Annotated in this window: 8 protein-coding genes; 6 read left to right on the forward strand and 2 right to left on the reverse strand. The window is 73.2% G+C overall.

All coding sequences use genetic code 11. The features are described from left to right. Nucleotides 1-11: 11 nt before the first annotated feature. Nucleotides 12-3,701 carry an FHA domain-containing protein gene (locus tag OG933_RS26470; RefSeq protein WP_405633518.1) on the reverse strand — a complete coding sequence of 1,230 codons (3,690 nt, stop codon included), beginning with the start codon at nt 3,699-3,701 and terminating at the stop codon, nt 12-14. 336 nt (nt 3,702-4,037) lie between these two features. Here OG933_RS26470 and OG933_RS26475 point away from each other — a divergent pair, with 336 nt between their 5' ends. The 4 genes from OG933_RS26475 to OG933_RS26490 all read left to right on the forward strand — a co-directional run bounded on the left by OG933_RS26475 (nt 4,038) and on the right by OG933_RS26490 (nt 9,593). Then, complete coding sequence (locus tag OG933_RS26475) at nt 4,038-5,768, forward strand: serine/threonine-protein kinase (protein WP_405629173.1); 1,731 nt, start codon at nt 4,038-4,040, stop codon at nt 5,766-5,768. Nucleotides 5,769-5,912: 144 nt separating this feature from the next. Further along, nucleotides 5,913-7,166: a serine/threonine-protein kinase gene (locus tag OG933_RS26480; protein WP_142264590.1), complete on the forward strand. Its 1,254-nt coding sequence runs from the start codon at nt 5,913-5,915 to the stop codon at nt 7,164-7,166. Between the two features lie 201 nt (nt 7,167-7,367). Further along, nucleotides 7,368-8,474, forward strand: a complete 1,107-nt coding sequence (gene prfB / locus OG933_RS26485) for a peptide chain release factor 2 (protein ID WP_054240261.1) — start codon at nt 7,368-7,370, stop codon at nt 8,472-8,474. A 270-nt stretch (nt 8,475-8,744) separates the two neighbouring features. After that, complete coding sequence (locus OG933_RS26490) at nt 8,745-9,593, forward strand: hypothetical protein (RefSeq protein WP_362522635.1); 849 nt, start codon at nt 8,745-8,747, stop codon at nt 9,591-9,593. Nucleotides 9,594-9,680: 87 nt separating this feature from the next. Here OG933_RS26490 and OG933_RS26495 read toward each other — a convergent pair whose 3' ends face one another. After that, entirely contained in the window at nt 9,681-9,875 is a 195-nt protein-coding gene (locus OG933_RS26495) for a hypothetical protein (RefSeq protein ID WP_327183361.1), read from the reverse strand. Between the two features lie 236 nt (nt 9,876-10,111). On the opposite strand from OG933_RS26495, the gene ftsE reads away from it, so the two are divergent. Beyond that, complete coding sequence (ftsE, locus tag OG933_RS26500) at nt 10,112-10,801, forward strand: cell division ATP-binding protein FtsE (protein ID WP_020132390.1); 690 nt, start codon at nt 10,112-10,114, stop codon at nt 10,799-10,801. 60 nt (nt 10,802-10,861) lie between these two features. After that, a complete protein-coding gene (gene ftsX / locus OG933_RS26505) occupies nt 10,862-11,779 on the forward strand; it encodes a permease-like cell division protein FtsX (RefSeq protein WP_020132391.1) in 918 nt (305 codons plus the stop codon). The last annotated feature ends 16 nt before the right edge of the window (nt 11,780-11,795 follow it).

Here is an 11,795-nt window from a genome sequence, read left to right on the forward strand (position 1 = left end):
GGGGCCTCGCCTCACGCGCCCCCGGCGGGTGCGCCTCCGGACGGGCTGAGCTGCCGCGCGGCTCGCTCCAGGGCGCTGGCCAGCAGGGCCAGGTCCGTCGGGCCGTTGCCCAGTTCCCGTACCGGGCGACGGGCCGGGGGGTCGCCCATGCGCTGCCACTCCAGGGGGACCACCGTGGGGCGCAGCGTCGCCGTACGGGGGATGCGGCCCGTGACGCGGCCGCCCTGGAAGGGGGTGAGGCGGCCGTCCGCGCCCTTGAGCCGGCCGCGGCCCGGCGCCGGTTCGTCCGTGCCGGAACCCGGCGGGTCCAGAGTGATCCGAACGGTGGACAGCCGGGCCGGTTCCGACTCCGCCGTACGGCCCCCGGGGCCTGCCGCGGCCACCAGGTGCACGCCGAGCCGCTCGCCCTCGCGGGCCACCGCCTCCAGCGCGCGCATGACCGAGCCGGCGGCGGGCCGGCCCGGGGATCCGAGGGCGGGGGAGACGAGAGCGTCCAGGTCGTCGACGACCACCACCAGACGGGGCAGCGGGGGAGTCGCCTCGGCCCGCTGCCGGGCGGCCGCTCCCGGGCGCAGCCGCAGCGTGGTGCTGGGCGGGGCCTCGATGTCGGCGGCGCCGCCGGTGGAGCCGCCGCCGAGCCCGGCTCCCTGGGACGCGGCGTTCGGGGTGCGCTGCGGGACGATACGGCCGGACACCGCGCGCTGCGTGTGCCACTCCACGAAGCCGGAACGGCCCAGCAGTTCGGACCGCCGCTTCAGCTCGGCGCTCAGTGACTGTGCGAACTCCCGCATGCGGACCGGGTCGTTGGCGGTGAGGTGGGTGGTGACATGCGGTACGTCCGTACAGATCCGCAGGCCGTCGCCATGACCGCCGCCGCCCTTGCCGACCGTGTCGCGGCCGTCCAGCAGGATGATGCCCAGCCGGTCCGGCCGCTCGGCGGCGGCCAGCGAGGCCACGACCGCCCGCAGCAGCTCCGTACGCCCGCTGCCGGTCGGGCCCTCGATCAGCAGGTGCGGGCCCTCGGCGACCAGGTCCACGCCGACCGGTCCGCGCGGCCCCGCGCCGAGCACGGCCCACGCCCGTCCGCCGAGCGCCTCGGCGTCGTCGGCCGCGTCCGCCCAGCGGGCCATCAGCGAGGCGGGCGTGGCCCGGGCGAGGCCCAGCTTGTCCAGGAGCCGGGCCGACTGGGGCAGCGGAGCCGACACCCGGGTGGGCCGCTCGCCGCCGCCCGCGCCGTCCGGGCGCAGCGGCGCGAGGGCCCGCGCGAAGCGTTCGGCCCAGGCGAGGGAGACCGCGTCCACCGCGCCGACCGTGCCGGGTCCCACCGGGCCCGGCCGCTCCGTCTCCGCCCCGGCCGGCGCGACCCGCAGCAGCCGCAGCGCCGTCGCCACGTCCCCGCTGAGCAGCGCGACGGCTCCGCACGCGCGGAAGGTGGGCGCCGTCGCGCAGGCCGCTTCGTAGGTCTCGGTCACCGGAGAGGAAGGGGAGGCGGCGGGCGTCTCGGCCAGACAGACGACGTGTATCCCGGCGCGCGGTCCGGTCACCGCCAGCCGGGCCACCGCCTCGCGCAGGTCCGCGCCGCCGGGATCGCCGTCCACGACGACCACGGTGTACGGGCCGGGGAAGTCGCCGTCGTCGGTCTCGTCCGGCACGGCCCAGGAGGGGCGGCGGCCGGCGCCGCGGGGCGCGGGTACCTGGACCGCTCCCGTACCGCTCGCACCGCTCGGGCCGCCCGCACTGTCGGCCAGGTGGTCCTCCAGACGGCGCAGCAGCTCGTCGGCGCGGGCCGTGGCCTGGTCGCGGTCGTAGGCGAGCAGAAGACGGCAGTCCTGTCCGTGTCCCGGGCGCAGCTGCGGCAGCCAGCCCAGCCAGGACCACTCGGCGACGCGCTCCTCCTCGGAACGCGCGCGGTCCGTACTGATCAGGACGATTTCCAGGGCGTCGGGGGAGTGCAGCGCGGCAAGCTGCGCCAGCACCGCGCGCGCCAGCCCGGACAGCCGCGGGCGCGGCCCGGCCAGACCGAGCGCGCCGACCTCGCGCAGCCCCGTCGTCACCGGTACGGCGGGCAGCAGGCCCGAGCCGTCGGGCGCCGGCCGGTCGGCGGTGCCGAGCCGCACGGTGAGCGCCTCGGGGTGCCCCGGGCCGCGTTCCCACAGCCGGGGGCCGGGGCCCAGCGCCGTCAGCAGCAGCGCGGCCGGGTCCGGCCAGGTCTCGGGCGCGGGGGACACGACGGCCGACGGGTACGACTGCGCCGCGGCCTCTTCCTCCTCGTAGGTCCCGGGGGTGTCCGTGTCCTGCGTGTCGCCGCGACCTCCGGCCAGCCGGCGCGCCCACGCGGAGAGACCGCCGCGTTTGCGCACGCCCGGGGGCACGTCGGTGCCGCGCAGCGGGGTGCCCTTGCGGCGGGAGGCCGCGCGCGGATCGGTTTCGGGGGCGTCGTCGTAGGGGGACGCGGCCGGGGAAACGGACGAAGGGTGGGAGGGAGGGCGGGACGAAGGGCCGGACGGGGCGGCGGGGTCCGGAGCGGAGGCGGCGGGGCGGTGCGGGGTGCCCGCGTCCTCCGGCGCGCCGTGCGGTCCCCGGACGTCGTCGTACGGCCCCGTGAACGAGCCGAGGCCCGAGCGGCCGGCGTGGGTGGCCGAGGAACCTTCACCCGCTCCGGACACACCACCGGGAGCAGCCGCTCCGGGCGGGTTCCGGCGGGCGGGGTCCCCCGCGCGGGCCTCGCCGCCGCGCCGGCTCTCGATGCGCGGCGCCGTGCCCTGGCCGGGCACCGCCGGAGGCGCCGCGTGGGCTTCCGCGGCGCCGCGCGTCCGCCCGCCCCGGCCCTCCGGCGAGCCGTTCCAGTCCACCGTGCCGTAGGCGTGGCCGGTCGGGCCGGAGGGGCCTTCCCGGTCGCCCGCGCCGCCGCCCGCCGCACGCGTGTGTGCCGCGCCCGCGGCCGGACCGGGGCTCCCGCCGGACGGGCCCTCGCCCGCCGCCGGGTCCGTGCCCGCGCAGGGCACCCGGACATGGCCCTCGCCGTCCGGAGTGGTCGCCGCCCGGGGACCCGGGCCGCCGGGCGGGGCCAGGCGCAGAGCCGACTCGCCGACGCGCAGCAGGGCGCCGGGGGCGAGGCGGACGGGACGGTCCTGCACCCGGGCGCCGTCCAGGGTGGTGCCGTTGGTGGAGCCGAGGTCGGCGACCGTGACGCGGCCCTCGGGGGAGAGCGTCACCGTGCAGTGCAGGCGCGAGACGTCCGGGTCGTCGAGGGGTACGTCGGCGTCGGCGGAGCGGCCCACGCGGACCTGGCCGCCGTGCAGCAGATGGACCCCGCCCGCGTCGGGCCCGGCCACCACGTGCAGTCGGGCCGGGGCTTCGTCGACCTCGGGATGCGGTTCGGGGTCGGCCGGGGCGCCCAGGGACAGCACGGCGCCGTCGATCAGCGGCGGCTCGCCGAGCGTGCAGCGCTGGGTGTCGAGCCGCTCCACGCCCGCGTAGAGCACGACCGCCGCCGCGGAGGAGGCCGACGGGGCGCCCTCCCCGGAGACCGCCGCGGCCAGCGCGGACGCCACCGCGGCCAGAGCCGTGCCGGCGGGCGCCGTGACCAGCACGTCGCAGCTCGCGGTGCGGGCCCGCGCCTGGACTCCCCCCGCGCGAGCCGAGCCGGGCGCGGGGAAGGGCGGGGCCGTCGGGTCTACGACGGTCAGCCGGATCTGCATCGCCGTCAGCGGTCCCTTCTGCACGGGCGCGGACTTCCCCCCACCCCACACGAGCACAGCGGCCAGTACTGAAGGCATCCTCGCACCTGTCACTGACAACGCGCCCCACACCCGGGGACAAGTGATCTTGATTGGTCGGCTCTGCCCGCAAAAGTGCCTGACAACTGCGTCGCCGACGATCAGTTGAGATCGGTCACGTCCGCCCCCGGCAACCAGGAAGGCCGGGCCGAGCGTCTTTCCTTCGGACGAAGACGACAGCCCGGTGTCCGCACTGCGGCACTACAGTGGGTCGGAACACGGACAGGACAGGCAAGCAAGCAGCAGGGAGCGCGTGACGTGCGGCCAGTCGGCAGCAAGTACCTGCTCGAGGAGCCGCTCGGACGCGGCGCCACGGGCACCGTCTGGCGAGCGCGCCAGCGCGAGACCGCGGGCGCCGAGGCGGCCGTGGCCGGCCAGCCCGGGGAGACCGTCGCGATCAAGGTCCTCAAGGAGGAGCTCGCGAACGACCCCGACGTCGTGATGCGCTTCCTGCGCGAGCGTTCGGTGCTGCTGCGCCTGACCCACCCGAACATCGTCCGGGTCCGCGACCTGGTGGTCGAGGGCGATCTGCTGGCGCTGGTCATGGACCTCGTCGACGGCCCCGACCTGCACCGCTACCTGCGCGAGAACGGCCCCTTCACGCCCGTCGCCGCCGCTCTGCTCACCGCCCAGGTCGCCGACGCGCTCGCCGCCAGCCACGCCGACGGCGTCGTGCACCGCGACCTGAAGCCGGCCAACGTCCTGCTGATGCAGAACGGCGGGCAGATGCACCCGCTGCTCACCGACTTCGGCATCGCGCGCCTCGCCGACTCCCCGGGCCTGACCCGGACCAGCGAGTTCGTCGGCACGCCCGCGTACGTCGCGCCGGAGTCCGCCGAGGGCCGTCCGCAGACCTCGGCCGTGGACATCTACGGCGCCGGCATCCTGCTGTACGAGCTGGTCACCGGGCGGCCGCCGTTCTCCGGCGGCTCCGCCCTCGAGGTCCTGCACCAGCACCTGAACGCCGAGCCGCGCCGCCCGTCCACGGTCCCCGACCCGCTCTGGACGGTCATCGAGCGCTGTCTGCGCAAGAACCCCGACGACCGGCCGAGCGCCGAGAACCTCGCGCGCGGGCTGCGCATCGTCGCCGAGGGCATCGGGGTGCACGCGAACTCGATGCAGATCGCCGCCGCCGACGGCGTCGGCCACCTCCTCGCGCCCGATCCGACGCCCGCGACCGTGCCGGGCGGCGCCTACGACCCGAACGCCGCGACCAGCGTCCTGCCGCACACCGGCGGTCCCGCCGGCGCCGCCGACCCCACCGCCGTGCTGCCGCACACCGGCGGCCCCTCGGGCGCCGCCGATCCGACGGCCGTCCTGCCGCCGGTGCCGCCGCACCAGCAGGGCCAGCAGGGTCAGCAGGGTCAGCAGGGCCAGGAGCCGCATCCCTGGCAGTCCCAGATGCGAGCCGCCCGCGACCGCAACGAGCCGACGCAGGTCCAGCAGTACCTCGACCCCGGCGAGGACCCGCTGCGCCGCCGCCCCCAGCGGCAGGTCTCCCGCCAGCAGCAGCCGCAGCAGCCGTATCCGCAGCAGAACCAGCAGCAACAACGGCCTCAGCAGCAACAGCGACCTCAGCAGCGCCAGCAGCAGCCCCCCGGCTACGGCTACCAGGGGCAGCCGCAGCAGCAGTACGCGCCGCCGCAGCACCAGCAGCCGCAACACCAGCCCCAGCGGTACGCGCCGGCGCCCCAGCAGCAGCCGAGGCAGCGGCCGGAGCCGGAACCCCGGCAGCCGAGGGAGCCGCGGCAGCGCGGTGCCAACCCGATGAAGATCCCCGGGCTGGGCTGCCTGAAGGGCTGTCTGTTCACGATCGTCATCCTGTTCGTGGCCGGATGGCTGATCTGGGAGCTGAGCCCGCTCCAGGGCTGGATCGGCACCGGCAAGAACTACTGGCAGCTGATCAGCGGCTGGTTCAACGACGTCACCGGCTGGATCGGCGACCTGGCCGACTCGGGCGGCAGCGGCACGGGCGGCACGGGCAACTGAGGCACCGGCGAGCGCCACGGTCTCCGGTTCTGACCGTGAGCTTGTGTACTTGTCGACATCCGGCGGGTGATTTCCGTCTCCGCGGTGAAGGTTGGCTCCTCGGACGCGTACTTTGATGGGCAACACGCGTCTGTAGGAGCAGCCTTGGCACGGAAGATCGGCAGCCGGTACACCGCCCACCAGATCCTGGGACGGGGCAGCGCCGGCACGGTGTGGCTGGGCGACGGACCGGACGGGCCCGTCGCCGTCAAGCTGCTGCGCGAGGACCTCGCCTCCGACGAGGAGCTCGTGGGCCGCTTCGTGCAGGAGCGCACGGCCCTGCTCGGCCTGGAGCACCCGCACGTGGTCTCCGTACGGGACCTGGTGGTCGACGGCAACGACCTCGCCCTGGTCATGGACCTCGTCCGCGGCACGGACCTGCGCACCCGCCTCGAACGGGACCGACGGCTCGCGCCCGAGGCCGCCGTGGCGATCGTCGCGGACATCGCCGAGGGACTGGCCGCCGCGCACGCGGCCGGGATCGTCCACCGGGACGTGAAGCCCGAGAACATTTTGCTCGACATGCAGGGTCCGCTCGGCCCCGGTGGCTCGCACCGCGCGCTGCTGACCGACTTTGGCGTCGCGAAACTGATCGACACCCCCAAACGGACCCGCGCCACGAAGATCATCGGCACGCCGGACTATCTGGCGCCGGAGATCGTGGAGGGCCTGCCGCCGCGCGCCTCGGTGGACATCTACGCCCTGGCGACCGTGCTGTACGAGCTCCTCGCGGGCTTCACCCCGTTCGGCGGCGGCCACCCCGGCGCGGTGCTGCGCCGGCACGTCACGGAGTCCGTCGCCCCGCTCCCCGGCATCACGGACGAGCTGTGGCAGCTTCTCGTGCAGTGCCTGGCGAAGGCGCCGGCCTCCCGGCTGCGGGCGTCCGAACTGGCGGCGCGGCTGCGGGAGCAGCTGCCGACGCTGGCCGGGATGCCGCCGCTGGACGTCGACGAGCCGGACCCGGAGCAGGAGGAGGGGGAGGGCGAGCCGGCCGAGACCGCGCCCTCCGCGTCCTCGCCCGCGGCGCCCTCCGGGCGGGTGCGGCGCGGGTCGGTCCCGCTGGTGCCCGGCGCGAAGCCGGACTCCAACCGGGACACCCATACGTCGATGCGGGTGCCCGCGCCGGACGAGCTGGCGGGCGGGGCGCACGGCACGGCACGGGTGCCGAGGGCGGCGGGCGCGCCGCGGCCCGGCTCGGCACGGAACCGTTCCGCCACCCGGCGGCGGCGGATCACGCTGGGCGTGGCGGCGGTGGCGCTGGCCGCGGCGGCGGGCATCGGCACGTGGGCGGCCACCTCCGGTGACGACGCGGGGGCGACTCCGCAGGACACGAAGAACTCGGCGCCGGCGTCTCCCTGACCCTGGGGGGGCTGCCGCCCCCAGACCCCCGCTTCGGCCCTGAAGGGGCCTCGTCCTCAATCGCCGGACGGGCTGGGAAGCCCTGACCGGGGCTCGGCAGTCGGCGCCGGACGGGCTGGGATGTGCCGGCCGGGGCGGGGCGGTCTGGCTCGGCGGTCGAGGCCGGGCGGGCTCGGATGCCGGGTCCGTTAGGCTGGAGCCGTGGCAGTCGTCGATGTATCCGAAGAGCTCAAGTCCCTCTCCTCGACCATGGAGTCGATCGAGGCCGTTCTGGACCTCGACAAGCTGAGGGCAGATATCGCCGTGCTCGAGGAGCAGGCGGCCGCGCCGTCCCTGTGGGACAACCCGGACGAGGCGCAGAAGATCACCAGCAAGCTGTCCCACCTCCAGGCCGAGGTCAGGAAGGCGGACGCGCTGCGCAGCCGGATCGACGATCTCTCCGTGCTGTTCGAGATGGCCCAGGAGGAGGACGACCCGGACACCCTCGCCGAGGCCGAGTCCGAGCTCACCTCCGTTAAGAAGGCGCTGGACGAGATGGAGGTCCGTACGCTGCTCAGCGGCGAGTACGACTCCCGCGAGGCGCTCGTGAACATCCGTGCCGAGGCCGGTGGCGTCGACGCCGCCGACTTCGCGGAGAAGCTCCAGCGGATGTACCTGCGGTGGGCGGAGCAGCACGGCTACAAGACCGAGATCTACGAGACGTCGTACGCCGAAGAGGCCGGCATCAAGTCGACCACCTTCGCCGTGCAGATCCCGTACGCCTACGGCACCCTCTCCGTGGAGCAGGGCACGCACCGGCTCGTGCGGATCTCCCCCTTCGACAACCAGGGGCGTCGGCAGACCTCCTTCGCGGGTGTCGAGATCCTTCCCGTGGTGGAGACCACCGACCACATCGAGATCGACGAGTCCGAGCTGCGGGTGGACGTCTACCGGTCCTCCGGCCCCGGCGGCCAGGGCGTGAACACCACCGACTCCGCGGTGCGGCTCACCCACCTCCCCACCGGCATCGTCGTCTCCTGCCAGAACGAGCGGTCGCAGATCCAGAACAAGGCGTCCGCGATGAACGTCCTCCAGGCCAAGCTGCTCGACCGGCGCCGGCAGGAGGAGCAGGCCAAGATGGACGCGCTCAAGGGCGACGGCGGCAACTCCTGGGGCAACCAGATGCGTTCGTACGTCCTGCACCCGTACCAGATGGTCAAGGACCTGCGTACCGAGTTCGAGGTCGGTAACCCCGAGGCCGTGTTCAACGGTGAGATCGACGGGTTCCTGGAAGCCGGAATTCGCTGGCGCAAGCAGCAAGAGAAGTAACTTTGTCGACAAGGCAACCGCCCCTGAATCAGGGGCGGTTGCTTTTTACATCACATTCACAGCACCAACGACACGCAAAGCGCCCCGACTTGGACATTGCGTACGCAACGACCTTGACGATGCTTTGAAAAGTGGGGAAGGTGCAGTGTGGCATGCGTATCTCTGGGGCGCATGTGAACCGGGGGCTTCAGCTACAGCTCAGCTACCTCCGTCGATCACGGCCCCGGGCGCGGCCTCATCGACGATTCAGCTACTGGGGGTAGCAGCTATATGACCAAGAAGACGCGGATCCGGTTCGCGCGGATAGCCGCCGGCGCCGTGATCGCCGCGGGCGCCTCGCTGACGGTGGCCGGCGTCGCCTCGGCCGACGACGACGCTCTTGTCGACACGAGCACGATCGTCCCCATGGACGGCGAGGACGACTGCACCATCATCGTCACCCCGGAGTGCGAGACCGGCGGCACGAGCTCCACGGGCGGCGACTCCTCGACCGGTGGTGACTCTTCGACCGGCGGCGACTCCTCCACGGGCGGCGACTCCAGCACCGGCGGGACGGTCTCCATCGGCGGGACGGTCTCCATCGGCGGAACGTCCAGCACCGGCGGCGACTCCTCGACGGGTGGCTCCAGCACGACCGGTGGCAGCACCACCACGGGCGGTTCCACCACGACCGGTGGCAGCACCACCACCGGCGGTTCCACCACGACCGGTGGCAGCTCGACCACCGGCGGTTCCACCACGACCGGTGGCAGCTCGACCACGGGTGGCTCCACCACCGGCGGCAGCTCGACCACCGGCGGTTCGAGCACCACCGGCGGCGACGACTCCACCGGCGGCTCCGGCACCACCGGCGGTTCGAGCTCCACCGGCGGTGGCTCCACCGCCGGCGGCACCGACACCGACGGCACCTCCACCCAGGAGGAGGGCAGCTCCGCGCTGACCGACACCTCGGACTCCGCCGCCGACACCAGCGCGCAGGGTGGTGGCAAGGAGCTCGCCGAGACCGGTGCCGGTCAGACCAGCTTCCTGATCATCGGTGCCGCCACGATGATCGCGGGCGGCATCGGCTTCCGGGTGCTGCCGCGCCTCGCGGCCGGCCGTGGCGGAGCCGCTGCCTGACGTCAGGTGGTCGCGTCCGTACGTGACGTACACGCGAAGGGGCCCGGAGCGATCAGCTCCGGGCCCCTTTCCGTGCGTGTCCGGGGGTCACGCGCTCTGGTGGGCCAGCAGCGCCAGCGCTGCCACCAGCACCGCGAGCAGCGCGATCAGCGCCATCGGGTTCAGCCCCGCGAAGAAGTTGTCCTGTTGCTGCAGCCGCTCGCGGTTCGCGCGGCACACCGGGCACCGGCCCTCGCTCACGGGCGCGGCGCAGTTAGCGCACACCAGCCGGTCGTACGTCATGCGCTCGCCCTCCTTGCACCGGTTCCACGTACACAACGCTTCGGGGAACGGGAACGTTCCCCCTCCACTGTGCCAGGTTCCTCCGGGGGCCGCGCGGCCCACCCGGAGAGCGGGGGGCGTACAAAGTCCCGTACAAAAACGCACAAGCCCCACTCAACCCCTCGCGACGCCTGCGCCGCCCTCCCCGGTTCGCGTATGGTCACGCTCATCTACCCCCGGCGACCCGTGGTGCACCCGTGATCCGATTCGACAACGTCTCCAAGGTCTACCCCAAGCAGACCCGCCCCGCACTCAGGGATGTCTCCCTCGAGGTGGAGAAGGGCGAGTTCGTGTTCCTCGTGGGATCCTCCGGCTCCGGCAAGTCCACCTTCCTGCGGCTGGTCCTCCGCGAGGAGCGGACCAGCCACGGTCAGGTGCACGTCCTGGGCAAGGATCTCGCGCGCCTCTCCAACTGGAAGGTGCCGCAGATGCGCCGCCAGCTGGGGACGGTCTTCCAGGACTTCCGGCTGCTGCCGAACAAGACGGTGGCGGAGAACGTCGCCTTCGCGCAGGAGGTCATCGGGAAGTCGAAGGGCGAGATCCGCAAGTCCGTGCCGCAGGTGCTCGACCTCGTCGGGCTCGGCGGCAAGGAGGACCGGATGCCCGGTGAGCTGTCCGGCGGTGAACAGCAGCGCGTCGCCATCGCGCGCGCCTTCGTGAACCGGCCCAAGCTGCTGATCGCGGACGAGCCCACCGGCAACCTCGACCCGCAGACCTCCGTCGGCATCATGAAGCTGCTCGACCGGATCAACCGGACGGGCACGACCGTGCTGATGGCCACGCACGACCAGAACATCGTGGACCAGATGCGCAAGCGCGTCATCGAGCTGGAGCAGGGCCGTCTCGTCCGCGACCAGGCGCGCGGCGTCTACGGCTACCAGCACTGACCGCCCCCGCCATCGCCCCCGTTCTCGCGGACGTCCCCGGAAAGGCCTGAACAACTCGCCATGCGCGCCCAGTTCGTACTGTCGGAGATCGGTGTCGGTCTCCGCCGCAACCTGACGATGACCTTCGCCGTCGTCGTCTCCGTCGCCCTGTCCCTGGCGCTCTTCGGCGGGTCGCTCCTGATGAGCGACCAGGTCAGCACGATGAAGGGCTACTGGTACGACAAGGTCAACGTCTCGGTGTTCCTCTGCAACAAGAGCGACGCCGAGTCCGACCCGAACTGCGCCAAGGGCGCGGTCACCGCGGACCAGAAGAAGCAGATCAAGTCCGACCTCGACAAGATGGGGGTCGTCGAGAAGGTGACGTACGAGTCGCAGGACGACGCGTACAAGCACTACAAGGAGCAGTTCGGCGACTCCCCGCTGGCCAGCTCCCTCACGCCGGACCAGATGCAGGAGTCGTACCGCATCAAGCTGAAGGACCCGGAGAAGTACCAGGTCATCGCGACCGCCTTCGACGGGCGCGACGGCGTGCAGTCCGTGCAGGACCAGAAGGGCATCCTGGACAACCTCTTCGGGCTGCTCAACGGCATGAACTGGGCGGCGCGGGCGGTCATGGCGCTGATGCTCGTCGTGGCGCTGATGCTGATCGTCAACACCGTGCGCGTCTCGGCCTTCAGCCGGCGGCGTGAGACGGGGATCATGCGGCTCGTCGGCGCCTCCGGCTTCTACATCCAGGCGCCGTTCATCGCCGAGGCCGCGGTCGCCGGGCTGATCGGCGGCACGGTCGCCTGCGGATTCCTGGTGATCGCCCGGTACTTCATCATCGACAACGGCCTGGCCCTGTCCGAGAAGCTGAACCTGATCAACTTCATCGGCTGGGACGCCGTGCTGACGAAGCTCCCGCTCATCCTCGCCACGAGCCTGCTGATGCCCGCGTTGGCCGCGTTCTTCGCGCTGCGCAAGTACCTGAAGGTGTGACGCACGCCCCGCGGGC

Source organism: Streptomyces sp. NBC_00016 (genome assembly GCF_045040885.1).
GTDB classification, from domain to species: domain Bacteria; phylum Actinomycetota; class Actinomycetes; order Streptomycetales; family Streptomycetaceae; genus Streptomyces; species Streptomyces coriariae.